This is a genomic window from Pseudomonas sp. BB438 (genome assembly GCF_057180225.1).
Window position 1 is genome coordinate 3448230 of sequence record NZ_CM170001.1, and the last position, 24940, is coordinate 3473169.

At 64.4% G+C, this 24940-nt stretch carries 22 protein-coding genes and 1 pseudogene; 8 read left to right on the plus strand and 15 right to left on the minus strand.

The features are described 5' to 3' along the window. Positions 1 to 31: 31 nt before the first annotated feature. From AC1ZV1_RS15750 to AC1ZV1_RS15765, 4 genes are read right to left on the minus strand one after another with little or no spacing between them, the layout of a single operon-like run. A complete protein-coding gene (locus tag AC1ZV1_RS15750; protein ID WP_484292513.1) occupies positions 32 to 805 on the minus strand; it encodes an SDR family NAD(P)-dependent oxidoreductase in 774 nt (257 codons plus the stop codon). Further along, positions 805 to 1989 (minus strand): acetyl-CoA C-acyltransferase, encoded by a 1185-nt coding sequence (locus AC1ZV1_RS15755; protein ID WP_484292514.1) that lies wholly within the window; start codon positions 1987 to 1989, stop codon positions 805 to 807. The genes AC1ZV1_RS15750 and AC1ZV1_RS15755 overlap by 1 nt, the downstream gene beginning before the upstream one ends. A gap of 49 nt (positions 1990 to 2038) precedes the next feature. Next, positions 2039 to 4150: a 3-hydroxyacyl-CoA dehydrogenase NAD-binding domain-containing protein gene (locus AC1ZV1_RS15760; RefSeq protein ID WP_484292515.1), complete on the minus strand. Its 2112-nt coding sequence runs from the start codon at positions 4148 to 4150 to the stop codon at positions 2039 to 2041. Between the two features lie 34 nt (positions 4151 to 4184). After that, the gene (locus AC1ZV1_RS15765) at positions 4185 to 5987 is read right to left on the minus strand and encodes an acyl-CoA dehydrogenase (RefSeq protein WP_484292516.1); all 1803 of its coding nucleotides are present in this window, start codon (positions 5985 to 5987) and stop codon (positions 4185 to 4187) included. Between the two features lie 172 nt (positions 5988 to 6159). On the opposite strand from AC1ZV1_RS15765, the gene AC1ZV1_RS15770 reads away from it, so the two are divergent. Continuing rightward, complete coding sequence (locus AC1ZV1_RS15770) at positions 6160 to 6372, plus strand: glutathione S-transferase family protein (protein ID WP_484292517.1); 213 nt, start codon at positions 6160 to 6162, stop codon at positions 6370 to 6372. 212 nt (positions 6373 to 6584) lie between these two features. Here AC1ZV1_RS15770 and AC1ZV1_RS15775 read toward each other — a convergent pair. Together AC1ZV1_RS15775 and AC1ZV1_RS15780 are read right to left on the minus strand one after the other, a co-directional pair. Further along, positions 6585 to 6870: pseudogene (locus AC1ZV1_RS15775) on the minus strand (hypothetical protein); the annotation flags it as partial. A 414-nt stretch (positions 6871 to 7284) separates the two neighbouring features. After that, on the minus strand, positions 7285 to 11424 hold the full coding sequence (locus tag AC1ZV1_RS15780; protein WP_484292518.1) for a CheR family methyltransferase: 4140 nt from the start codon (positions 11422 to 11424) through the stop codon (positions 7285 to 7287). Between the two features lie 387 nt (positions 11425 to 11811). Here AC1ZV1_RS15780 and AC1ZV1_RS15785 point away from each other — a divergent pair, with 387 nt between their 5' ends. After that, positions 11812 to 12705: a hypothetical protein gene (locus AC1ZV1_RS15785; protein ID WP_484292519.1), complete on the plus strand. Its 894-nt coding sequence runs from the start codon at positions 11812 to 11814 to the stop codon at positions 12703 to 12705. A gap of 228 nt (positions 12706 to 12933) precedes the next feature. Continuing rightward, positions 12934 to 14046: a mechanosensitive ion channel family protein gene (locus AC1ZV1_RS15790; protein ID WP_484292520.1), complete on the plus strand. Its 1113-nt coding sequence runs from the start codon at positions 12934 to 12936 to the stop codon at positions 14044 to 14046. A gap of 10 nt (positions 14047 to 14056) precedes the next feature. On the opposite strand, the gene AC1ZV1_RS15795 is transcribed toward AC1ZV1_RS15790, so the two are convergent. After that, complete coding sequence (locus tag AC1ZV1_RS15795) at positions 14057 to 15127, minus strand: DUF748 domain-containing protein (RefSeq protein WP_484292521.1); 1071 nt, start codon at positions 15125 to 15127, stop codon at positions 14057 to 14059. A 225-nt stretch (positions 15128 to 15352) separates the two neighbouring features. Here AC1ZV1_RS15795 and AC1ZV1_RS15800 point away from each other — a divergent pair, with 225 nt between their 5' ends. Beyond that, positions 15353 to 15670 (plus strand): hypothetical protein, encoded by a 318-nt coding sequence (locus AC1ZV1_RS15800; protein ID WP_484292522.1) that lies wholly within the window; start codon positions 15353 to 15355, stop codon positions 15668 to 15670. Between the two features lie 60 nt (positions 15671 to 15730). Here the strand turns inward: AC1ZV1_RS15800 and AC1ZV1_RS15805 are convergent, their stop codons facing one another. The 6 genes from AC1ZV1_RS15805 to AC1ZV1_RS15830 form a co-directional block, all read right to left on the minus strand. After that, positions 15731 to 16291: a type 1 glutamine amidotransferase domain-containing protein gene (locus tag AC1ZV1_RS15805; RefSeq protein ID WP_484292523.1), complete on the minus strand. Its 561-nt coding sequence runs from the start codon at positions 16289 to 16291 to the stop codon at positions 15731 to 15733. A gap of 69 nt (positions 16292 to 16360) precedes the next feature. Then, a complete protein-coding gene (locus AC1ZV1_RS15810; protein ID WP_484297575.1) occupies positions 16361 to 16774 on the minus strand; it encodes a CBS domain-containing protein in 414 nt (137 codons plus the stop codon). A 275-nt stretch (positions 16775 to 17049) separates the two neighbouring features. Next, entirely contained in the window at positions 17050 to 17514 is a 465-nt protein-coding gene (locus tag AC1ZV1_RS15815; protein ID WP_484292524.1) for a low affinity iron permease family protein, read from the minus strand. Beyond that, positions 17495 to 17629 carry a hypothetical protein gene (locus AC1ZV1_RS15820; RefSeq protein WP_484292525.1) on the minus strand — a complete coding sequence of 45 codons (135 nt, stop codon included), beginning with the start codon at positions 17627 to 17629 and terminating at the stop codon, positions 17495 to 17497. Before AC1ZV1_RS15820 ends, AC1ZV1_RS15815 begins: the two co-directional genes overlap by 20 nt. Before the next feature lie 125 nt (positions 17630 to 17754). Continuing rightward, positions 17755 to 18048, minus strand: a complete 294-nt coding sequence (locus AC1ZV1_RS15825; RefSeq protein WP_484292526.1) for a hypothetical protein — start codon at positions 18046 to 18048, stop codon at positions 17755 to 17757. A gap of 37 nt (positions 18049 to 18085) precedes the next feature. After that, complete coding sequence (locus AC1ZV1_RS15830; RefSeq protein WP_484292527.1) at positions 18086 to 19855, minus strand: thiamine pyrophosphate-requiring protein; 1770 nt, start codon at positions 19853 to 19855, stop codon at positions 18086 to 18088. Positions 19856 to 20058: 203 nt separating this feature from the next. Here AC1ZV1_RS15830 and AC1ZV1_RS15835 point away from each other — a divergent pair, with 203 nt between their 5' ends. The 4 genes from AC1ZV1_RS15835 to AC1ZV1_RS15850 are packed head-to-tail and all read left to right on the plus strand — an operon-like array spanning position 20059 to position 23049. Then, positions 20059 to 21084: an acyl-CoA dehydrogenase gene (locus AC1ZV1_RS15835; RefSeq protein WP_484297576.1), complete on the plus strand. Its 1026-nt coding sequence runs from the start codon at positions 20059 to 20061 to the stop codon at positions 21082 to 21084. After that, the gene (locus AC1ZV1_RS15840; protein ID WP_484292528.1) at positions 21081 to 21824 is read left to right on the plus strand and encodes a PIG-L deacetylase family protein; all 744 of its coding nucleotides are present in this window, start codon (positions 21081 to 21083) and stop codon (positions 21822 to 21824) included. The genes AC1ZV1_RS15835 and AC1ZV1_RS15840 overlap by 4 nt, the downstream gene beginning before the upstream one ends. Next, on the plus strand, positions 21821 to 22399 hold the full coding sequence (locus AC1ZV1_RS15845; RefSeq protein WP_484292529.1) for a methyltransferase domain-containing protein: 579 nt from the start codon (positions 21821 to 21823) through the stop codon (positions 22397 to 22399). The genes AC1ZV1_RS15840 and AC1ZV1_RS15845 overlap by 4 nt, the downstream gene beginning before the upstream one ends. Further along, positions 22396 to 23049: a glycosyltransferase family 2 protein gene (locus AC1ZV1_RS15850; RefSeq protein ID WP_484292530.1), complete on the plus strand. Its 654-nt coding sequence runs from the start codon at positions 22396 to 22398 to the stop codon at positions 23047 to 23049. The genes AC1ZV1_RS15845 and AC1ZV1_RS15850 overlap by 4 nt, the downstream gene beginning before the upstream one ends. A gap of 3 nt (positions 23050 to 23052) precedes the next feature. On the opposite strand, the gene AC1ZV1_RS15855 is transcribed toward AC1ZV1_RS15850, so the two are convergent. Both AC1ZV1_RS15855 and AC1ZV1_RS15860 read right to left on the minus strand, forming a co-directional pair. Continuing rightward, entirely contained in the window at positions 23053 to 23838 is a 786-nt protein-coding gene (locus tag AC1ZV1_RS15855; protein ID WP_484292531.1) for an alpha/beta hydrolase family protein, read from the minus strand. Further along, entirely contained in the window at positions 23825 to 24934 is a 1110-nt protein-coding gene (locus AC1ZV1_RS15860) for a DUF3182 family protein (protein WP_484292532.1), read from the minus strand. The genes AC1ZV1_RS15855 and AC1ZV1_RS15860 overlap by 14 nt, the downstream gene beginning before the upstream one ends. Positions 24935 to 24940 lie beyond the last annotated feature (6 nt).

A 24940-nucleotide genomic window follows, 5' to 3' on the forward strand; every position in this document is an offset into this window, starting at 1 on the left:
CCTTCCGGCGCCAACCCTGCTTCACGCCTCGTCAGAGCGAACCGACCAACTGTCCGCCGTCCACGGCAATCACCTCACCGCTCATGTAGGCGCCGGCGTCGCTGGCCAGCAGCAGGAACGGGCCTTCCAGTTCCGCCAACTGGCCCAGGCGGCGCAGCGGTACGGCGTTGCGGATGTAGGCCTGGCCCTGTTCGCTGTCGAAGTAGGTATCGTTCATCTCGGTCTTGAAATAGCCCGGTGCGAGAGCGTTGACGCGTATGCCGTGGCGCGCCAGCTCCAGTGCCAGGGATTTCGTCAGTTGCACCACGCCGGCCTTGGCCGCGCAGTAGTGGCTGTAGCCGGTCCCGACACGCAGGCCGAGCATCGAAGCGATGTTGACGATACTGCCCGGCACACCCGCATGCACCATGCGCTGAGCTGCGCACTGTGCCACGCGCCAGACGCCATCGAGGTTGGTAGCGAGCATCGCGCGCCAGTCTTCCTCGCTGATCTCCAGGGCGCGCTGGCCATTGCCGATACCGGCATTGTTGAGCACCACGTTGACCACACCGAAAGCCTCCTCGGCAGCGGTGAAGGCTGACTCGACGCTTTCCCGGCTGGTGACGTCCATGGCGACCGCAATGGCGCGTCCGCCTTCCCAGCCCAGGTCGGCGGCCAGTTGTTCAAGCCGATCGACGCGACGAGCCGCGAGCACTACACGGGCGCCCGCTTGGCTGGCGACTCGCGCCAGGTGTGCGCCGATGCCACTGGAGGCGCCCGTGACCAGCACGGTTCTGCCGGCCAGCGAAAACAGGTCCTCCCGCATCAGAACACCTCGAACAGGCCGGCCGCACCCATGCCGCCGCCGACGCACATGGTCACCACCACGTACTTCACGCCGCGGCGTTTGCCTTCGAGCAGGGCGTGCCCGACCATGCGTGCGCCACTCATGCCGTAGGGGTGGCCGATGGCGATGGCGCCGCCGTTGACGTTCAACCGGTCATTGTCGATGCCCAACTTGTCGCGGCAATACAGCACCTGGCAGGCGAAGGCCTCGTTGAGCTCCCACAGGCCGATGTCGTCGACTTTCAGGCCGTGCTGCCTGAGCAGCTTCGGCACGGCAAGCACTGGGCCGATGCCCATTTCCTCCGGTGCCAGGCCTGCCACGGCGATACCCCGATAGACGCCCAGTGGCTGCCGGTTGCGCTGCTCGGCCAGGCGCGCATCCATCAGCACGCACGCACTGGCGCCATCAGACAACTGGCTGGCGTTGCCGGCGGTGATGCTGCCATTCTCGATCACAGGACTGAGACCCTGGAGATCGTCCAGGGTAGTTTGCGGGCGATTGCCTTCGTCGAGCCGCAACTCCACCTGTTCCAGGCTGGTGACACCGCTGGCCTTGTCGACGACCTGGCGAGTCACGCTGACCGGGACAATCTCGCCTTCGAACAGGCCTGCCGCCTGGGCAGCGGCCGTGCGCCGCTGGGATTGCAGCGCATACTCGTCCTGCGCCTCACGGCTGATGTTGTAGCGCAGCGCGACCAGCTCCGCGGTGTTGAGCATCGGCATGTAGGCACAGGGTTCATGCTGCAGTACCTGGTTGTCATGGAACTCGCCGACCCATTGCATATGGCGGTTCTGCACCAGGGAAATGTGTTCCTGGCCGGCGCCGATGGTGACCTGCATGCCATCCACCATGATCTGCTTGGCAGCGGTCGCGATGGCCATGAGGCCCGAGGCACACTGGCGGTCGAGGGTCTGGCCGCTGACCGACAGGGGCAGCCCGGAAGCCAGCGCGCTCATGCGCCCCAGGTTCCAGCCGGCAGTGCCGGCTGGCATGCCCGTCCCCAGCACCAGATCTTCGATCTCGCCGGCATCGATACCGGCACGCTCGACCGCCGCACGGATGGCGAAGGCCGTCATGCTCGGGGCTGTGGTGGCGTTGAAGGCACCGCGGAATGCCTTGGCGATGGGCGTGCGGGCAGTGGAGAGAATCACGGCTTCTTTCATGGCTGATCCTGAGGCGAAGGGGCGCCAGCCGCCCAAGGCGGCCGTGCAGTCAGATTTTCTCGATGCGGGTCTTGCCGGCGGCGACCAGGCGTTCCAGCAGCGGCGCGGGCTGGAACCAGCGCTGGCCATAGCTGCCGAGGCTTTCGCGATAGCGGCGGATGCCGTCCAGCACCTTGTCCAGGCCAAGTTGCTCGGCATAGTGCAATGGCCCGCCAACCCAGGCGGGGAAGCCGTAGCCGTTGGTCCAAACCAGGTCGATGTCGCCAGCGCGCAGGGCAATACCTTCGTCGAGCAGCTGAATGCCCTCGTTGATCAGCATGAACAGGCAGCGGTCATGGATTTCCGCATCGCCAATCAACCTGCGCTCGACTTGCAGTTCACTTGCCAGGCGTTCAGCCAGGGCTACTACTTCATCATCGTCACGGCGCTGGCGGCCTTCGTAGAGAAAAAAACCGCGGCCGGTTTTCTGTCCGTAGCGGCCTAGGCCATAGAGCGCGTCGCCAACTCGGTAGTAGCTCGCGTCGTCGGCGAAGGCCGCCCGGTTGGAGTCTCGCACCAGGAAATTCACATCGATCCCGGCCAGGTCGGTCATCGTCAGCGCGCCCATGTTCAGCCCGAGGTCGGTGAGAACACCGTCCACCCGCGCCGGCGTCGCGCCTTCGAGTACCAGCCGGTGCGCCTCGCGGTTGTAGGGTTCGAGCATGCGGTTGCCGATGAAGCCGAAGCACACTCCGGACACCACCGCCACCTTGCCAATGCGCTTGGCCAGCCGGAGTGTGGTCGCCAATACATCGGGCGCGGTTTCACGGGCGCGCACCACCTCCAGCAGCCGCATCACGTTGGCCGGACTGAAGAAGTGCAGGCCGATCACGTCCTGCGGCCGGCGCGTCACCGCAGCGATGGCGTCGACATCGAGACTCGAAGTGTTGCTGGCGAGAATCGCACCGGGCTTGCACACCTCGTCAAGAGTGCGGAACACCTGCTGCTTGATCTCGAGCTTCTCGAACACTGCCTCGATCACCAGGTCAGCATCGGCGATATCGGCGTAGTCCAACGTGCCGACGAGCAGTTGCATGCGTTGCTCCAACTGTTCGGCATTCAGCTTGCCACGCGAGACGCTGCTCTCGTAATTGCGGCGAACGTTGGCCAGGCCGCGCTCGAGAGCTTCAGACTTCTGCTCGAGGACCACGACGGGAATGCCGGCGTTGGCAAAGTTCATCGCGATGCCGCCACCCATGGTGCCGGCGCCGATCACCGCGACCTTGGCGATTGGCCTCAGGGCGATATCCTCGGCGATGCCGGGAATCCGGCCCGCTTCGCGCTCGGCGAAGAACAGGTGCCGCAGGGCTGCCGATTGCGCGGAATCTTCGGCCTGCTTGAACAGTGCCAGCTCTCGCTCCAGCCCTGCCTGCAACGGCAGAACGCAAGCGGCTTCCACCGCGGCAAGCACCAGGCGCGGTGCCAGGCGGTTCTTCCAGCGCGGCTCATGGGTTTGCCGGTACTGCTGGAAAAAGTCCTCCGCCACGCTCGCGGCAGGCTCGGCGAAGGGTGTCGGCGGGCGGGCTGGGGCCAGGTCGCCCAGCAGATCAAGGGCAAAGGCGCGAGCGGCTTCGACCAGTGTGTCGGCACTGGCGGCGAGTCGATCCAGCAAGCCCAGTTCCAGAGCCCGGTTGGCGTCGATTGGCAGGCCGGAAATCATCATGTCCAATGCTGGCGCGACGCCGATCAGACGCGGTAGGCGTTGGGTTCCCCCAGCGCCGGGCAGCAAGCCCAGGCTGATTTCCGGAAGGCCCAGACGCAGTGAGGGTTCGCCGATCCGGTAGCCGCAGGCGAGGGCGAGTTCAAGTCCGCCTCCCAGTGCCAGGCCGGACAATGCGGCAATCAGCGGCTTGTCCAACTGGGTGAGGCGACTCAGCAGATCGGGCAACGAGGGCGCAGCGAACGACGCCGCGCTGCCGAACTCGCTGATGTCTGCGCCCGCGCTGAACAGTTTGCCGTCGCCATGCAAAATGATCGCGCGCACGCTCGCATCGCTTGCGGCACGCTGGCAGGCATCGAGTACGGCGGCGCGCAATGTCTGGCCGAGGGCGTTGACTGGCGGGCGGGCGAGGGCGATGAGGGCCAGGCCGTCCTCGACCTGATAGCGAATCAGTGAATTCATCGTGGCTCCGGGAAGTGGTGATAGGGAAGGGGACTCAGAACCAGGCGTCACGCATGTCCAGGCTCACACGATTGCCGGTCAGCAGCAGGCGTGAATGGGCTTCCAGCGGTGCCAATTCCCAGTCCATGAAGTAGCGCGCTGCCTGCAGCTTGCCCCGGTAGAAATCGATCTGAGGGCCCTGTACGCCAGCAGCGAGCGCACGGCCGGCCAGCAGCGCCATGCGCAGCCATAGCCAGCCGACGACCACTCGACCGAACAGGTCGAGGTAGACGGTGGCATTGGCCAGCCCGTGCTGGGCGTCTTCGGCAACTTGTGCCTGCAGTTCGAGGGTGACGTCTTCTAGATGCTGCAGGGCCTCGCCCAGCTGCATCGCCAGAGGCGCACAGACTGCGTCGGTGGTCGCTTCGGCCAGGGTGGCGAAGGCACGGTCGAGGAACAGCCGGTAACCGTCGCCACCGCGCGGGCCAAGCTTGCGCCCGAGCAGGTCGATGCCCTGGATGCCCTCGGTGCCCTCATGAATGGGGTTCAGGCGGTTATCGCGGTAGAGCTGCTCCAGCGGGTACTCGCGGGTGTAACCGGCACCGCCCAGTACCTGGATGCCGATATCAGAGGCCTGGGTGGCGTAACGCGAAGGCCAGGACTTGACCATCGGCGTCAGCAGGTCCAGCAACTCGCCGGCGTCGCTGCGCGCCTTTGCGCACGGCGCGGTATGCGTGTCTTCCACCAGGCTGCTGGCATACAGGCACAGCGCAAGGCTGCCCTCGGCATAGACCTTCTGCTGCAGCAGCATGCGGCGCACGTCCGCGTGCTCGATGATGCGGACCTGGGGGGAGCCTTCTGCCCTGACGCCGGGCAGGCGCCCCTGCGGGCGCTCACGGGCATAGTCCAGGGCATGGTTGAAACTCTGGTAGCCGAGACTGGCGGCGGCCAGCGCCACGCCAATGCGCGCCTCGTTCATCATCTGGAACATGTAACCCAGACCTTGGCCGGTCTCGCCGACCAGATAGCCGACGGCTCCTTCGCCTTCACCGAAGTTCAGCACCGTCGAAGTAGTGTTGCGGTTGCCCATCTTGTGCAACAAGCCGGCCAGCGCCACATCGTTGCGCGCGCCCAGGCTGCCGTCGGGGTTGACCAGCAGCTTCGGCACCAGGAACAGCGAGATACCCTTGGCGCCAGCCGGCGCGCCGTCGATCCGGGCCAGGACCATGTGGACGATGTTCTGGGTCAGGTCGTGGTCGCCGCCAGAGATGAACATCTTCTGCCCAAAGACGCGGTAGGTCCCGTCACCAACCGGACGCGCGGTCGTGCGCAGGTCGCCCAGCGCAGAACCTTGCCCAGGCTCCGTCAGCGCCATGGTGCCGCTGAAACGGCCATCGAGCAGCGGCGGCAGGAATCGCTGGCGCAGCTCTTCGGCGGCGAAGCTCTTCACCAGATTGCCAACGCCGATGGTGAGAAAGGCGTAGGCGGAGGTTCCCACGTTGGCTGCATTGAAATAGGCCATGCAGGCTCGCAGCAGCACTTCCGGCAACTGCAGGCCGCCATCGCTGGCGTCATGGTGCGCGGCGCCGAAGCCGGCGGCAGCGAAAGCATCCCAGGCTCTGCGGGTGTCTTCCAGCAGGCGTACCCGTTGACCGTCGAAGGTCGGTTCCTCGGCGTCGGCGCTCTGGTAATGCGGGGCGAAATACTCAAGCGCGATGGTCTGCGCAGTGTCCAGCGTGGCGCGGAATACCTCGATATCATGCTCGGCGTAACGGGGACGCTGCAGCAGCGCCTGGCTGTCTAGCAGCTCGTACAGCAGGAATTCTATATCGCGTTCGTTGAGCAGTCCGGCGGCCATGGCGTCCTCGTCCAGAATCGCCCGCAGACTCCGTGATGGAAGAGCGGGCGGTGATGGACGAAGTGAAACGCGAAAGTGCCGGAGCGCACACCCCCAAGGGTGGCCTGGGAGCCCTCCCATTGTGAGGGGAGGGGGGCTGCTAGCCTGGCTTACTCGAGTTACGGCGCAGTTGTTGGCTGCTTGTGGCGAGCTGGAAAAACATTTCGAGATTGAGCAGACAGAGACCAAACGGCTGGACCAGGTCGCAATTAGCAGTGCTGTTGCATGGTCGTTCATCCAGCTGATGATCCCTGAGGTTGTAAAGGCGAGCGACTTCCCCAGCCTCAGTGCTCATGCAACGCGCCTTGAACAGACCGATGTGTTCAAGCGTTACCCCATGGTTTGAATAACGGCGCGGGTTGCTCAAGCTCGCCCGCTCCTTTCCGGGGCTCTACGCTCTAACTGACACGACTTCTTGCCATACGTTGCATCGCGATCATCTTTATACGGATGATCGTCGGAAGTTAACGCAGAGTGAGGCGCGCCCGAGTGGCTCTAGCTAACGTGAATGGCGATGGCAAGCAGGAATATGCGTAGCTTGCCTAGGTGCAGATAGAGGGGGGTGACCTCGGTGAATCCTTCGTCTATCGCGTGCTGGAAGAAACTACCGCACACAGCAAAAATCAGCGGGAGAATGGAGATAAAACTCCATGAACGCTTCGGCATCGCGGCGGCGTAGCTCGATGAGCGGCTTCTCGACGATCAACGCCGACCATAGAAGAAGGCATTCAACGTGAGTCCGGTATGAGTGGTAGGTTGCCTGGTTGCCGGCATAGGACTTGAGGAACCCGTGCACGGCCAAGTATCCATCGATGACCGTGCAGTGCTCAGGGAATACGCGCAGCTAGGTATGTCTCACTAGCTGGCTTGCGTTAGCTATCGAGTTTCAAATTTAGCTTTCAGGCACTGCGAAAAGTAGGTTGCAGAGGGCAGCTTGTTTCAATTTTACGCAGTCGCGAGAGCCCCCCGGATTGGCCGGCATGAAGCGATATGTAATTTAACATAATATACATTATGCGAAGCTTTGGATGGGAAGCGGTGCCCGAGGGGGCATCAGAATCAACACCAGAAACGACCTCCCTGCATCGTGGTGAATCTGCCACAGCATCACGGACACAATAACGATGGGCCATTTCAGCTCCGATTCTTTGGCGCAGCCGCAGAACTGTTACGGCATCGGCTTTGTGGCACCGCGCATTGTTTATTTTCGGTTCAGCCCCGGCGCGAGGGGTTCTAATCGATCGAGTTGTATCGCTCGCTACTCGGACATGAGCCCCGATGTGCCGCTGATTCCGAGTTCCCGAGCGACTTGCTGCAGTCTTTCCAACGAGACCGGCTTGCTGACATGCGAGTTGAAGCCGGCCGCATGGGCTTCCTCGGCATCCGCGGCGGCACCATAACCAGTCAGCGCGACAGCCGGTGTTCTTGCGTGCTGCGGCAACTGGCGGACTCTGCGCATCAGCTCATGACCATCCATGCCAGGCATCCCGATATCCGAAAGGATCAGATCGAAGGACGAGGTTTCCAGGCATCGCAACGCTGTTGGTCCATCCTCGGCGGTCGTTACCTCCGCGCCTTCGATCGTAAGCAGTTGCTCCATGATCAAGCGGATATCCGGTGAATCATCCACCAGCAACAACCGGGCTCCAGCGAAGGGTCCGGCTGACTCCTGCAAGGTGTCTATCGGTAGATCGAACTGACGGTATTGCGGTAGCCACACAGTGAATACCGCGCCCTGCCCTCGCCCTGCGGACGACGCTTCGATTCGCCCTTGCTGCGCCTCCACCAACTCGCGTACCAGTGCCAGGCCAATACCCAGCCCCGTCTTGTGACTTCGTTGCTGCTCATTGCTGGCCTGGCCAAACAACTCGAATATGCGAGGCAGATCCTCCACCGCAATACCTTGGCCATTGTCCATGACCTGGATGCGCAACATGCCATCCTCCTGGTCGAGTGAAACCTGGATATGGCCGCTCGCCGGGGTGAACTTCACTGCGTTGCTGAGAAGATTCCAGAGGATCTGCTCTACGCGTACCGGGTCTGCCTCAGCCACCAGTGGATCATTGCCACGCGCGGGCATCTGCAGATCGATCAGCAGATCCTTCTCGTGAGCCTCCGCGGACAAGGCGCCAACCACTTCCTCGATCACACTCTGCAGGATGACCGGCGCCAGATTGAGCTTGAGCTTGCCGGTATTGACCCGTGACAGGTCCAGCAGGTCATCGATGATTCGGGCCTGGCTGCGAACCGAGCTCTGGATGCCCTCGATGGCGCGGGACGCCACTGCGTGCGAGCGCACCGCGGACAGACGCGCGATCAGCTCGGCGTTGAGCTGGATGATATTCAGCGGATGCTTGAGTTCATGGGACATCATCGCGAAGAACTCATCGCGCAAGCGAATCTTTGCCTGGTTCTGCTGCAGCCGGTGTTCCTGTTCCGTTTCCGCGCGCTTTTTGCTGGTCACGTCACGGCCGATCTTGGCGTAGCCATGTGGACCGCCATTGGGCAGTGCAGTGGTCACGCTGCTGCAGAAGAAGGTGCTGCCGTCCTTCCGCAGGTGCCAGCGATCGGTCTCTACCCTCCCCACCTGCCGCGCCACACGCAGTTCTTCGCGCAGCACGCCGGAACGCTGATCATCCTCGCTATGCAGGATATCCAGGCTCTGCCCTATCACGTCGGCTTCGCGGTAGCCGTAGGCACGTTCGGCGCCTTTGTTCCAACCCGTGATACTGCCGTTGCGGTCCAGGGTGACAATGATGAAGTCCTGGGTGCTTTCCACCGCAAGTCGCAGCCGCTCCTCGCTTTCCCGGGCCTTGTTTTCAGCGAGTCGTCGTTCGGTGACGTCGATGAATGTCAGGACCGCACCGTCGATGATGTTGTCGGTTGTCCGGTACGGCAGCATCCGCACCAGGTAGCGCTTGTCATCCTGGCTGGAAACTTCGCGCTCGATGGTTCGCAGGGACTCGAAACTGCTGGACGCATCGCGGGCCAGGTCCGGGTAATCCAGCCGGTGGGTAATATCCAGCAACGAACGTCCAGTGTCGGTTGCAATGATGCTGAAAATCTCCGTGGCACGCGGGGTGTAGGATTTGATCCGCATGTCGCGGCCGACGAAGACGGTGGCAATGTCGGTGGAGGCGATCAGGTTCTGCAGATCGTCGTTGATCTTGCCGGTTTCCTCGACCTTGGTCTTGAGTTCCTGGTTGACCGTGATCAGTTCCTCGTTGATCGACTGAAGTTCTTCCTTGCTGGTCTCCAGTTCCTCGGTCGTCGAACGCAGCTCTTCGTTGATCGCCTGCAGTTCTTCATTGGACGCCTTGAGCTCCTCCGTGGACGTCTCCGCCTGCTCGATGGTTGCCTGCAACTGTTCCTTGTTGCGCTGAAGTTCGCTCTCCAGCTGCGAGAGCACGCTGTCCTTGACGTTCTGCTGATGGCCGTTGGCGTCGCTGCTCATGGTCTCTTCGACCTCGTCGAAGATCACCAGGGCGAAGTCGGAATCCATGTCGCGGAACGGCCGGATGACCATGTTGATGTAGGACGTGGTGCCATCGCGCTCATGCCTGACCCGCCGCGCCTCGACGCTCTTTCCTGTCTGGAAGGCCTGGAACAGTGCGGTGCGCAGCTCCAGCCGCAGCGACGGATGGACCAGGGACAGGAGGTTGTGCGACGGCTCTCCGCCCACGTAGCGCAGGTAGCGCCCGGCCTGGTCGGACATGTGTACGATGCTCGACTCATGGTTGACCACCACGCTGGGCGGCGCGTACTGCTCCAGTACGCGCTGGTGCAGGTCGGCAAAGGACACACGGCGACGTTCGGCCGGGCGCTCGTTGCTCGCCTGCGGCGTATCGGCAAGGGGCATCACCGGCAGTGGTGAAGTGGGCCGGGCCATGACCGCGCCGGCCTTGGCGCGGTAGATGCGGTTCTTCTTGTCCACCGGGGTGAAGAGCTCCTGACAGACGTCGGCCGATTCTGAACTGCCCAGGAACAGGTAGCCGCCGGGCGCCAGTGCAAAGTGGAACATCTGCAGGATGTCCGCTTGCACTTCTCGGTCGAGGTAGATCAGCAGGTTGCGGCAACTGATCAAGTGCAACTTGGAAAACGGTGGATCGCGCAGCAGGTTGTGCATGGCGAACATGACGCGCTCGCGGATTTCCTTTTTCACCCGGTAGCGCGTCTGCTCCTTGATCACGTACTGGCGCAGGCGCTGGGGCGTGATGTCGGGAAGGATTGCTTCTGGGTAGACGCCGCTACGGCCAATGGAGATGGCGTGTTCGTCGATGTCGGTGGCGAACACCTGGAACTGCCGGTCGATCTCCCGGTAGTCCACGTGCTCGGCCAGCAGGATAGCCAGCGAATACGCCTCCTCACCGGAGGAACAGCCCGCGCTCCAGACGCGCACCGGCGCATCGCCTGACTCCGGCATCTCGAACAGGCGTGGGATGATGTCCCGTTCCAGCGATTCGAAGGCTTCCCGGTCGCGGAAGAAGTTGGTGACGCCGATCAGCATATCCGCCAGCAGGTGACTGGTTTCTTCCGGCGTGCCCTGGAGGAAGGCGCGGTAGGACGGCAGATCGCCCAGTCGGTTGACCTGCATGCGCCGCTCAATACGGCGCAGCACGGTGGCGCGCTTGTAATGCTTGAAGTCGTGACCGGTACGGGTGCGCAGCAGGCTCAGGATCTCCTTCAGAGCGGATTCGGCAACGCGCGATTGCTCCGGGTCCTCGATGGAGCGGAAGGGTGTCGCTACGTCGGCGTCTGCGGGCAGTTGCATGTTGCGCATGCTCTGCCACAGGTCGATGAGTTTCTGCGGCATGTCGCCCACCGGCAGGACGAAATCCACCTGGCCGGTAGCAATGGCGCTGCGCGGCATCTCGTCGTACTCGGCGTCGTCCGGTGACTGGGCGATGGTCACCCCGCCCTGCTCTTTCACCCGTGACAGTCCGGCCGAACCGTCGCTGCCGTTGCCGCTCAGGACAATGCTCACCGCGTGTTCGGCGTGGGCGTCCGCCAGCGTGCGCATGAAGATATCGATGGCGATGTGGCGCGGCTGGGCGGGGTTGAGCTCGGTCACACGCAGGTAGCCGTCGTTCATGGTCAGCTGCATGGCTGGCGAGATCAGGTAGACGCAGTTGCGCTCGATGGGCGTCGGCACACTGACCTGCTGCACTTTCATCTTGGTGACTTTCTGCAGGATCTGGTGCGCGCTGCTCTCATGGTTGGGCGAGAGGTGCATCACCACCACGAAGGCCATGCCGTTGTCGTTCGGCATGTTCTCGAACAACCGCAGCAACGCCCCCAGACCACCCGCCGACGCTCCGATGCCGATCACGGGGAAGTTGAGGTGGCTGGGCTGCACCTTCAGCTTCAGTCCTTCGGCGGCGGGAATCTCTTCACTCATGGCTCTGGTTCCTTGGAGTCATTCGGCCGGGTCGGCGGCAAGCGAAGCCTAGCAGCGTCGGGCGCTGAATCCGACCACCCGCGCGGCATTTTTGCCGCCTCAACACGACGCCTGCGCGACCTGGAACGCCCGTCCCAGCCAAAACCGTGCCAATCGGCGTCTTGTTGTAGAAGACCGCGTCGCTCCCGTTTGGGTTCGAATGGCGTGCGGCCCACGAGGAGGGATCGTGCAATCTGCCAGCGCGGGTTGGCTTCACCTTGCGTTCTGCATCACGGGGTTATTCGGACAAAGTCATAACCAATTGAAAATAAACACAATAATATTCTGAAACAAACTGGCACGCGCGGTGCAACGGCTGCTTCAGGTCCAGCCAAAGGAGCACCGCCCATGACCGATACCCCTCTCATCAGCACCCAGGATCACTCCGGCGTCGCCTGGCCGGCGATATTCGCCGGCGCGGCCGCCGCCGCAGCACTGTCGCTGATCCTCATTGTCCTGGGCTTCGGCCTCGGCTTCTCCGCGGTGTCGCCGTGGCCTGGCGACGGTGGCAGCTTCAAGCAAATGAGCATCTCCACCTTCATCTGGCTGGCAGTCACCCAGGTGCTCGCTTCCGGCCTGGGCGGTTACCTGGCCGGGCGCTTGCGGGTGAAGTGGGCCGGCCTGCATGGCGATGAGGTCTACTTCCGCGACACCGCTCATGGCTTCCTCGCCTGGGCCATCGCGACGCTGGTCACCGCCACTCTGGTGATCGGCTCGGTCAGCAGCCTTGTGGGTGGTGGCTTGCAGGCGGGTGCTACGGTTGCCGCGGGCGCGGCAGCGAGTGCCAGCAGCGCATCATCCGGCAAGGACGACAACGAAGCGGCCTATTTCATCGATACCCTGTTCCGTGACGGTCGTCCGGTCGCTGTCAGCGACGACGCCGCCCATGCGGTCGCCTCCCGCATTTTCGTGCGGGGCCTGGCCGAAGGACGATTGAGCGCAGGCGACCGCACCTACCTTGCCCGCGTGATTGCCCAGCGCACCGAGATCAGCCAGGCCGAGGCCGAGCAGCGCATCGACACCGTGTTCGCCCAGGCACAGGAGGCCAAACAACAGGCGCTACAGGCCGCCGACACTGCCCGCAAGGTTGCAGCCGGCTCGGCCTTGTGGATGTTCGCCGCCCTGCTGTGCGGTGCGTTCTTCGCCAGCTTCATGGCCATCCACGGCGGCCGTCGCCGTGACGCCGACCTGCTGGTCGCCCAGCACGTGCACTCCACCCCCCACACCCACTCCATTCGCTGACAGGAGACTCACCATGCGCTCGATCCTCCTCTACTTCCTCGGCGTACCGATCCCGATCATCATCCTGATCGCGCTGTTCTGGCACTGAGCCCCAGTGAGGGGCACGCGGGAGGGTGCCTGCCCTCCCGCTGCGTTTCTGCGTGACGCCACCGCTCATGCGTCGAAGCTGAACTTCTACCTCGTGACTGTCCCCAAACCTACTCCTGTCATTCGCGATAAGGAGTCACCATGGAGTCGCTGTATGCCTGGCTGGACCTCAGCCAGCTCGGACGTTTGCTGCTGGTAGTGGCGGCCGCCGCCGCGGGGTTTCTCATCCTGCGCTTTCTCATCAGCCTGGCGCGCAAGCGCCTCGAAGGGCGTACCAGTCAATGGGCGCGCTACGCCGCGGCAATCGCCGGACGCACCAGCAACGTGCTGGTCTTCGTCTTCGCCTTGATGCTCGCCCTCAAGCTCACCACCCTCCCAGACAACTGGGGCGCAGCCCTGTCACACGCCTGGTTCGTCGTGCTCGCGCTGCAGGTCGCCTGGTGGCTGGATGCCTGTGTGCGCCTGTGGACGCACAACCTGTCCCGCTCGCGCTTCGGCGGCATCCAGAACCCGGTGATGGCAACGATTGTCTCGGTGGTGGTGCTGGTGGTGGTCTGGGCCGTGATGCTGCTGTCGATCCTGGCCAACCTTGGCGTGGACATCACCGCGCTGATCGCCAGCCTCGGCGTCGGCGGCATCGCCGTGGCGCTGGCGGTGCAGACCATCCTCAGCGACATCTTCGCCTCGCTGTCGATCGGCTTCGACAAACCCTTCGAGATCGGCGACTTCGTGGTGTTCGGTGACGTGGCCGGGACCATCGAGCACATCGGCCTGAAGACCACGCGCATCCGCAGTCTGAGCGGCGAGCAGATCGTCTGCTCGAATGCCGAACTGCTCAAGCAGACGCTGCACAACTACAAGCGGATGAACACCCGCCGCATCGTGTTCCAGTTCGGCATCAGCTACCGGACCTCGGCGGAGGAGGCCAAGGCGGTTGCCGAGCGGGTCCGGCAGATCATCGACGATATCGACGAGGCAACGTTCGACCGCGCGCATTTCTTCTCCTTCGCCGAGAGCCGCCTGCTCTACGAGGTCGTCTACATCATGCAGACGGCTGACTACAACCGGTACATGGACGTGCAGCAGCGGATCAACCTGAGCTTGCTCAGCGGCATGCAGGAGCTGGGCGTCGATTTCGCCTTCCCGGTGCGCGAGCTACACACTGTCGGAGTTGTTGGCGATCTGCGCGATCCTGCTCGGGGAGCGTTCGTTGCGCAGCGCGGAGAAGACGCGCCCCGCGGCACCAGCCATTAGCGGGGCAATTTCAGTCGTCGGGCGCCGAACGCTCGTAACGGGCGTTGAACGCCTGGATAAACGCGTTGCGCAGGATGCCGAGAAAGGCCTGGAAGGCGCTGATGTCCTGGCGGTGAATATTGCCGCTCAGATCCACACGGGTCGCGAACTGGTCCTTGCGCTGGTTCTTCAGCACGGTCTCGCCACCACCGACCAGGGCTTCCCAGATCGAACGGAACAGCCCCTTGTCCTTCTCCTCCACATCCTGCTGCCAGTTGAACACATCGACATCGCGCAGCAGCGGCTTGATGTAGCCGCTCAGGCGGCCCCCGTCCGCCCGGGCCTCGATCACCAGGGTGCCGTGGCCACGATTGAAGTCGAATTTTCCGTAAGCCGAAGCGAAGTCGTTGACCCGACGCAGCTCCACATCGCTGGCGCGCAGGCGCAGCGTGAAGTCCTCGAAATCGGTGAAGGGGTCGAATGATGCCTCGACCTCCATGGGTGCCTGGTCGAACAGTCGGGCTCGGCCTTCGAAACGCGCCACTCGCTCGCCTTTGTCGTCGGCCACGTTGGTGAGGTTGTACAGGCTCGCTTCGACCGCGCTGGCGGTCAGGTGCACGGGTGGTTTGGACTGGTAGTTGTGGAAGCGGATACGGCCGTCCTCGATGCGCAGCTCATCGAGAGTGATCGGCAGCAGCTTTTCCAGTTGCTCGTGCCAATTGGTTCCGGCGCCACTCTGCGACTCCTGGCGGCCTCCACCATCGACGAAATTCAGCTCCGGACGCAGGAACACCACCCGCGCCACGATCCCATGCTCATGCCACAGCGCATGCCAGCTTACGGCGAGATCGATGACCGGGGCGTCCAGCAGCGGTACCGGCACCTTGCCGCTGACCTTGACGATCTTCAGCCCGTTGATCCGATACGCACCGCGCCAGAGCGCCAGGTCCACGTCGGCGATCTGGCCGTGGTAGTCGCCCATGCGCTCCAGCTTGCCGTTGAGGTAGTCGCGGATCACGTAAGGCAACGCGATATGCGCGATCAGCAGCAACAGCATGATCGCCAGGATGCTTGCCAGGGGCACGCGGTAGCGCCTTTTCATCCTCGCCTCCGAAGGTTCTCTGGCAATGGACTGGCCTGGCAGCAAGCGAGTTCAGGGGAATCATCGTTCCCGGCCTGCCGCGACAGCCGCCCCGCCCGATCAGATGCCTGCGGTGCGACAGGCGGGTCGACCGTCTGCGAGTCAACTCGAACCAAACCTCCCGGACATCTGCCTATGCAATACCGGGTGCACTGGCGCCTTGAAATTCAGCAGCAGGAGAGTGACATGAGCGAACAGAATCTGAGCGGATGGGAACGCGCGGCCTCCATCGCCGCAGGTATTGCTGCTATCGGCCTGGGAGTACGACGTGGCGGGCTGGGCGGCTGGGTGCGCGTGGGGGCTGGAGTTCTGGCGGCCAAGCGCGGTCTGAGCGGGCATTGCCAGGTGAAGGCAGCGTTGAACAAGCCCGTGCTGGAACCGTTGCGTTCCGAACTGGCCGCCGTGGTGCCCTCCCCTGGCGTGGCAGATTCGACGGTTTCCGAAGCCCGCATTGATCACGCCCTGGAAGAAACCTTCCCGGCGAGCGATCCGATCTCGCCCTGATCCTGTGTGGCGCACCAGTCATCAGGCCTGGGGTGATCGCATTCCGTCACGTAGCTTCGATCATGCGACCCTGAGCGCTTCGCCCAGCGCCTCGTTGAATGCCTTCAGATCATCGGGGGTGCGCGAGGTGATCAGGGTCCAGCCCTTGGCCGGGCAGACTTCCACCTGGGCGTCGCGCCAGTCGGCGCCGGCGTTTACCAGGTCGGTGCGCACGCTGGCATAGGACGTCAGTGACTTCTCGGAGACCACACCGGCATCGATCAGCAGCCAGGGTCCGTGGCAAATGGCGGCGATGGGTTTTCCAGCCTCGCTGAATGCCCTGACCAGCCGCTGCGCGTCAGTGTCCTGGCGCAGGGTGTCGGCATTCACCGTGCCGCCGGGGATGACCAGCAGATCGTAGTCGCCGGCCTTGAGGCCCTCGATCTTCGTGTCGGAGTCCACCTGGACGTCCTTCTCGCTGTCCTGCACCCAGGTCTGCGCCGGGCCGCCCTTCACGCTGGCGTGGGTGACGGTGGCGCCCTGGGCTTTCAGCGCGCGCATCGGTTCGAGCAGTTCATCGCGTTCGATGCCGGTGTTGGCGGTGATGATCAGGACGTTCCTGCCTTGCAGATTATCGGTCATGGCTATGTCTCCTCTGGAGCAGGACGCCGCCGGGCGTTCTGCTCGCGGATGGGTTGTGTTTGCGGCGGATCAATGCGCCCGCGCCACCGAGCGCAGGAGATTGGCGCTGAGCTTGTCGGCATTGCAGCTGGCCACGTTGGCCAGCGAGACGATGCCCACCAGGCGCTTCTCGCGGTTGACCACGGCGAGGCGGCGCTTCTCGATCTGCGCCATGTTCTTCGCCACGTGGTCGACGGATTCGTCGTCGAAGCAGTAGCAGACATCCCCGCTCATCACTTCGCTCACCGGCGTGCTGAGGTTCAGGCCGTCCGCCAGCGCGCGCACGACCAGGTCCCGGTCAGTGAGAATGCCGCTGAGGTGGTCGTTGTCGTTCACCAGCAAGGCGCCGACATCGACCTGCCGCATCAACAGCGCAGCCTCCTGCAGCGTGGTGTCCGGTGAAATGGTGCGGACCTCGCGGCTCATGATCTCGCGTACGGCCATGGCGCTGCGCTCGGCCGAGCGGTCGCTTCGGGCGTGGTCTCTCATGATATGTCCTCCTCATTGGTGGCTGTCGTTCGGTGGAAAGACAATCGCGGCGAACGTTCGAAGTTTCCGTCGCAACGGTCTATCCCTGAGTGCACGTTCAGGAGCGCACGGTCCACTGACAGGCTTCGGCGCCAATCTGCGCGCCGACGATCTCGTGCATCTGCCCCCCTGGCGCGACCCTTGACCCGATGATTCGCGCTGAGCCGGGCGTCGCGACGAATGGCCGGTTCTCAGTGCCCCGGATTGCGCTCTTCCTGCTCTTCCTGGGTGGCGACCTTCTGCGGCGAGCCTTCCGCGGCGTTGTGCTCCTCGCCCATTTCCTCGTAGGTCTTGCGCAGCTTCTGCAGTTCTTCGCTGCCCATGTCGTCCAGCCCCATGAGCACGCGGTGGGCGTGATGGGTGGTGCGCAGGAGTTCGTCGATCTTGATGTGCAGTGCGTCGGTGTCGCGGTTCTGGGTGCTCTGGATGAGGAACACCATGAGGAAGGTGATGATGGTGGTCGAGGTATTGATCACCAGTTGCCAGGTATCGTTGAAATGGAAGAACGGCCCGCTCAGCGCCCACCCCACCAGCAGCACGCAAGCCAGGGCGAAGGTCAGTGGACGCCCCGCCCATTGCGACAGGGCCTGGGCGAAGCGCGAGAAGCTGGCGCCGTTCTTTTTCTCAGTGGAGGATTTACTCGTCGCGCTCGACATGGGCAGTGCGCTCAGGGACGGTGATGGTGACTTTGCGCGGCGGCGTCGGTTTCTCCAGGACCTTGAGATTCCGACTGTTGGGTTTATTGGTGGGAACAGTTCGAGGAAGGGTCATGCTGCGCTCTCCACGATGGGCGTACCGGTACGGTAGAGGCGGCGCCCGTACGGCGAGTTCATAAATATCGTGGCCGGGAGACAGGGGCGCCCTCCGGCCGCGATCGCTTGCGATGCACACCCGGCTCAATACGCGTCGGGGGTAGTGCCTTTCTTCTGGGTATTGTCGTGGCTCTTGCTCTTCTGCTTGTCCTTGCTCTCCTGGGATTGCACCTGGCTGTTGTCATCGGTGCGCCCCTCATCCTTCTGTTTCTGCTGCGCGGCCGGCGGTGTGGGCGCCTGGCCAGGGCTCTGGCCGTGGGGTTTTTCGTTGGTCGGTACCTGGTTGGTCGCCTCGGCGGCGTAGGCCGGAAGCAGTCCGACGGACAGCCAGGCCAGCAGGACGGCGGCAAAGGGACGGGCGAGTTTGGTTTTGTTCATGGTGCGCTCTCCTCTGGTGGGATCAGCTCGGGTTGGATCATTTGCGTGCCAGCAACTGCCGGGCGCTCTGGCGCAGCACGCCCCAGCGGCGTGGGTCGCCGGGCAAGGCACCGAGCAGGTTGCGCGCCTGCTCGAAGCTGATGTGCGGGGGCAGTGGTGGCACGTCAGGGTCGGTGAGCACCTCCAGCAGCACCGGGCGATCGGCCTCGAAGGCCTCCTGCCAGGCCGCGGCCAGATGCGTGGGGTCGGTCACGCGGATGCCGCGAAAACCCAGCAGCTCCGCATAGTGCGCATAGGGAAAGTCGATGACCTCCTGGGCGGCGGCGAACTCCGGGTCGCCAGCCAGAGCACGCTGCTCCCAGGTGACCTGGTTGAGGTCGCCGTTGTTGAGCACCAGCACGATGAAGGTTGGGTTGTCCTTCCAGCGGTTGTGGTACTGCTTGACCGTCACCAGTTCGGCATTGCCGTTCATCTGCATGGCGCCATCGCCGACCATGGCGATCACCGGACGCTCGGGGTGCGCCAGCTTGGCCGCGAGCGCGTAGGGTACGCCGCTGCCCATGCTGGCCAACTTGCCGGAAAGTGAGCCGAGCATGCCGGGACGCGCACGCAGGTCGCGGGCATACCAGTTGGTGTGGGAGCCACTGTCGCCCGCCAGGATCACATCGTCTGGCAACAGCGGCGAAAGCTCCCAGAACACCCGCTGCGGGTTGATCGGTTCGGCAGGCTTCATCGCCTGCTCGCGCAATGCCTGCCAGCTGTCCTCCACCGCCTTCTCGATGCGAATGCGCCAGGTTCCATGGCGCTTGGGCTTGAGCAGCGGCAACAGGCGCTGCAGGGTTTCCCCGGCGTCGCCCAGCAGCACCTGGTCGATGGGGTAACGCATGCTGACGTTGCGCGCCTGCAGGTCGATCTGCACCGCCCTGGCCTGCCCCGGCCGGGGCAGGAACTCGCTGTAGGGAAAGGTAGTGCCGATCATCAATAGCGTATCGCAGCGCTCCATCAGCTCGGCGCTGGCACGGGTGCCGAGCAGACCGATCGAGCCGGTCACGTACGGCAGGTCGTCGGCGACCACCATCTTGCCCAGCAGCGCCTTGGCGACTCCCGCAGAAAGCGCCTCCGCCACCGCCTCGACTTCCTTGTGAGCACCCAGCGCACCCGCACCGACGAGGATGGCGACCTTGCGCCCGGCATTGAGGATGTCCGCGGCGGCCACCAGCTCTTCCTCGCGAGCGTAGGGCCGCGGTGCAATGAAGCCGGCTCCCGAATAGACATGGCCATGCTTGTGCGGCGGCTTCTCCGCAGGCATCTGTTGCACGTCGTTGGGAATGATCACGGTCGCGACCTGACGCTCGCTGCAGGCGACCCGCAACGCCCGATCGAGCACGTGGAGCAACTGGCTCGGATTGGCCACGGTCTCGACGTAATTGCTCACGTCGCGGAACAGCGTGTGCAGGTCAACTTCCTGCTGGTAGTCGCTGCCGAGGGAAGTCACCGCCTGCTGGCCGACGATGGCCAGCACCGGTTGATGGTCCATGCGCGCGTCGTAAAGGCCGTTGAGCAGATGGATGGCGCCCGGCCCGGAGGTCGCCAGGCAGACGCCTACTTCACGGGTGAACTTGGCGTGGGCACCCGCCATGAAAGCAGCCATTTCCTCATGGCGCACGCGGATGTAGTCGAAGTCGTCGGCGTGCCGGCCAAAAGCGCCCATGATCCCGTTGATGCCGTCCCCGGGATAGCCGAAGACGCGGTGTACGCCCCATTGGGTGAGGCGTTCGAGCAGTTGGTCGGCGACGGTCTGGGACATGCGCTCCTCCATTGGATTCGCGGCGGCGCAGGCATTGCGCCCCTGTCTCGACCGACAGGCTCTGGCGGGACGGGTTCAGAACAATTCGTCAACGGCGAGGCCTGTCTTTCACCGTGGCCGGCTTCCCTACGAACGGCTCGCAGAGGCTTTGAACCCAAGCGCGGCAAAGCCTGTCCGGATGAGTAAGCCCCTCACCATCGGACATCGCCATGACCCAGGACGGCCTGAATACACTGTGCGACCTGCTCCAGGACTTCGAACTCCCGCTCGACACCGACCAGCGGCAAGCCACACTCGGCAAGGCTCTGCGCCACCTGAGCGACAGCGGCCTGGACCAGTTGCCGGGCCCGGGCAGCGGCGCCACGCTGCGGCGCTGGCAGGCACTGGCGGCGGTCGCCGGCAGCGATCTGTCGCTGCTCAAGCTGTACGAGGGGCATACCGATGCGCTGGCCATCCTTGACGAACTGGAGGGTGAAATCCGTCCCGGCACCTGGGCGGTCTGGGCTGCCGAGCCGCCGGGAGCCTGCGTGAAGATCGTCGACCACGAGGCAGGGTTCGTGCGCATCAGCGGCAGCAAATCCTGGTGTTCGGGTGCCGCCCTGGTGGAGCACGCGTTGGTGACCGCCAAGGATGAGCAGGATCGTCCCCAACTGATTGCCGTGAGTCTGAACCAGGCAGGCGTGACGATTGGCGATGGCGATTGGAACGCCGTCGGCATGGCGGCAACCCGAAGCGCCACGGTTGATTTCGACGGGGCGCAGGCGCGCTGCGTGGGGTCTCCGCGCGCCTACCTGCAGCGCCCCGGTTTCTGGCACGGCGGCGCCGGTATAGCCGCTTGCTGGTACGGCGCCGCCAGCCGCCTGGCCAGCTACCTGCGCAATGGCCGGCCCGACGACCCGCACGCCATGGCTCACCTGGGCGCAGTGGATGCTGCCCTGGCAGGCGCCGCGGGCGCACTGCGCGAGTGCGCCAACTGGATCGACGACAACCCGGAGGCCAACGCTGAACTGCCCGCGCGCCGCGTACGTGCCCAGGTCGAAGGCGCGGTCGAGGCGGTGCAGTGGCACGTCGGCCATGCCCTGGGCGCCACACCCTTCTGCCGAGACAGGCGCTTCGCCCGGCTTGCCGCCGACCTGCCGGTGTTTCTCCGACAGAGCCACGGCGAGCGGGACCTGGCGCACCTCGGGCTGCACCTGGCCAACCAGCGCCAGGAACGGTGGGCGCTGTGAGCGAGGCCGTCGACCTGATCGCCGGAACGGCCGGTACGCCTGCCTCGGCGTGGCGTGCCAGCCTGCAACTGGACCGGCTTCCGCGCATCAGCCACCGCGAACTCTTGCCGTCGGGCCGGCGGCTGGTGGTGGTTGCACCGCATCCCGATGATGAAGTGCTGGCGTGTGGAGGGCTGCTGGCCAGTCTCGCCGGCGATAGCGAGGGACTGCTGATCTCCGTCACCGACGGCGAAGGCAGTCACCCGGATTCACCACACTGGACACCGCAGCGCCTGCGCGCCACGCGGCTGGAAGAAAGCCGTCAGGCGCTGGCCGAACTGGGTCTCGGTCGGCCCGCATGGCAATGGCAACGCCTGCACTTGCCGGACAGTGGCGTACACGCCGACACCCTGGCAGAGATGCTGGCCGACTGGATACGACCGGATGACCGGCTGATCAGCACCTGGCGCGGCGATGGCCACCGCGACCACGAGGCCGCGGGACTGGCCTGCGCCCAGCTTGCCTCCCGCTGCGGCGCGCGCCACATCGAAGCGCCGATCTGGGCCTGGCACTGGGCCGTGCCGGGTGACCCGCGCCTGCCCTGGGCCAGGGCGCACCGGCTGGATCTTGACGACGCGGCGCTACAACGCAAGCGACGGGCGGTCCATGCCCATGCCAGCCAGCTCGAAGGTCCCCGGCCGATCCTCGATGCGCGCCTGTTGGAGACCCTGCTGCAACCCTTCGAGGTGTACTTCCTGTGAGATCACTGACTTCCGAGCATTTCGACGCTATGTACCGTGGCAATCCGGATCCCTGGTCGTTCCGCTCCTCGTGGTACGAGCGCCGCAAGCGCGATCTGATCCTTGCCAGCCTGCCACGTTCACGCTTTGCCAGCGGCTACGAGCCGGCCTGCGCCAATGGCGAGACCAGCGCCGAACTCGCCGGCCGGGTCGACTCGCTGCTATGCAGCGACTTCAGCGCCGAGGCACTCGCCCTCGCCCGCCGGCGCCTGGCTGGGCTGGAACAGGTGCGTCTGGCCAGGCACTGCCTGCCGGCCGAGTGGCCGCAGCAACGTTTCGACCTGATCGTCCTGGGCGAGATGGGCTATTACCTGGCGCCGGGCGACTGGGCCACCCTCTGCCAACGCGCGGCGGCCAGTCTGGGGCCCGCAGGTGTGCTGGTCGCCTGTCACTGGCGCCATCCCATAGAGGGCTGCGCACTCGCGGGCGATGCGGTGCATGAATGCCTGGAACGGGCAATGGCTGCTGCACCCAGGATCAGCCATGTCGAGCCGGATTTTCGCCTGGAGCTGTGGTTCGACGAGGCTGCGGCATGATCGGGGTACTGGTACCGGCGCATAACGAAGCGGAACTGCTCGGCACCTGTCTGGCGTCGCTGCAACAGGCGGCACGGCACCCGGCGCTGAACGAGGAAGCGGTGTGCATCCTTGTCGTGCTGGACGCCTGTACCGACGGCAGCGAAGCCGTCGCGCGCGCATGGGGTGCCGCTGTGCTTCGAGTCGACGAGCGCAACGTTGGCCATGCCCGCCGCGCCGGAGCAGCTCATCTGCTGGAACTGGGAGCCCGCTGGCTGGCATGCACCGACGCCGACAGCAGCGTCGACGGCGACTGGCTGGTGCGCCAACTGGCCTTCGGCGCCGAGGCGGTCTGCGGCACCGTTCGTGTTGCCGACTGGTCGCCGCGCGCCGATCAGGTTCGCCTGATCTACGAAAGTCATTACCAGTACATCGAGGACCACCGCCATATCCATGGGGCAAACCTGGGCGTCTGTGCCCGCGCTTACCAGCGAGCAGGCGGCTTCCGCCCGCTTGCGTCGGAGGAGGACGTGCACCTCGTCCGCGACCTGGAGCGCAGCGGTGCGCGCATCGTCTGGACACACCAGACGTGCGTCACCACCAGCGCCCGCAGGGACTGCCGCGCTCGGCGGGGTTTCGGTGAATTCCTTGATGGACTCGCGGTGCCCTGACGATCAGCCGACAACCAGACGGTTGGCCCGTTCGCCGACCACCATCTCGGTGATCCAGCGCACCAGGATGTCGGTGTAGGCCGCCTGGGACGTCTCGCTGCTCAGCGCATGATCGGCCTGGTCGATGATCCGGTGCGTCAGCGAGTGCGTGCGCTGGAAGGCTGCGCGGTAACTCATGATGGTCGGGTGCGGGATGTAGCTGTCGTGTTCGGACTCCACCAGCAGCACATCACCGTGAAATGCGGAACAGGCCTTCAGAGCGCGGTTGCTGGCCGGCGGAATCAGGCTGGAGCGATAAGCCATCAGGTCATCCCGAGGCAGTTCGCGCTTGGGCACGTCCCAGTCCTCGTCGCGGTAGATCGCCGGCACGCGCAGGGCCAGCCATCGCACGGCGCGCAACTCGGTGAGGATCGCCGCGAGATAGCCGCCGTAGCTGGTGCCGACCACAGCGATGGCGCTCGAATCGATTCGCGGATGCGCCGCCAACCGATCGTAGGCGGCCAGCAAGTCGCGCAGGTTGTCCTCGCGGGTAATGGATGCCTGCAGCGCTTCGCCCGCGCCGTGGCCGGCGAGATCGAAAGTCAGGCAGACGCAGCCAAGCCCGGCGATGCCCCGGGCTCGATTGAGATCGCGCTCCTGGCTGCCTCCCCAGCCGTGCACGAAGAGCACGCCCGGCACATGGGTGCGCGGGCTGAGGAAATTGCCCTGCAGGCGCAGGCTGCCGACATCGATATCGATGCGTTCGTCACTGGAAAACTCACGGGAAAACAGCTCGTCACGGGAAGACATAAGGCGCCACCATTGCGTACTTCATGAGGAAATCGCCGTGCTCGTCCGGTCCGCGATAGAGCACGCGAGCGTTGTCCGGCAGGGGTTTGTCCTCGAAGATTTCGAACGTCGAGGCGCGCACCACGCACACCGCCGGATCGGCGACGAAGGCTTCCAGCGCCGCCAGTTCCGCCCCGCTGGCCCCGCCGATGCGCCAGGACTGCTCCAGCACGCCGGAGCAACGCTGGCCGCGGACGTCCAGGCCCTGGGCGACGTCATAGTTGCGTCGCGAAGCGTAAAAGGCCGGCAGCAACTGGTGCGCGGCGCGGTCGAACTGTACCGCCTGCTGGATCGCCAATTTCACCGACTCCACCAGGTCCAACGCGAGCAGGCAGTCGAAGTTGCCGCGCACCACCAGCAGGTCGCTTCCACCGTAAACGAGCTCGCCACGGGGGTTGCGATTGTGCTGCTGGACGCCGTGATAGCTGAGCAGAACGCCATTGATCATCACCTGGCCGACACTGTGGGTCTGCGGCTCGTCGAGATCGTCCTCGATCACCAGTCCTTCGTGATAATCACCGTCCCCATAGCGAGCCAGGGCTTCTGCCAGTTGCGCCGTGTCCGCCACGACCTGCTGGCCCTGCCCGCCTCGGCTGCCTGCCGGCTTCAGTCGCTGCGGCCCTCGCTGCAGACGGGCGCTGGTGCAGCGCACGGCGTCGTGGTGGCAGAACACGCTGTGGCCATCGAGCACCAGCGGCTTGACCCGCTCGGCAAATGCGTCGCTCCAGCCGCGCGGGGTCAGGGTTGGTCGATCGAAGAGCGGATGGACAATGGCCTTGCCCGCCTGAAAACCGTATGGGACATACCCCCCGAAGAGGTCCATAGGGCCATGGATGCCAAACTCCCCTGCCTGGTCGCGACCCACCACCGTAGCGTCGGGTACCCAATAGAACTGCTGGCCCGGCTGCCGGTGCGAGGGCGGCTCGGCGCGGAAATCCAGGCCCTGTATCTGCGCCAGCCAGGCGCTCAGCGCCTCATGGGTCTGGCGGTCGGCGGGCTGCGCATCCGGGTCGAGCGAGCAGGCCACGAGCAGTCGTGGGCGATCGGCATCGTTCATGGAACG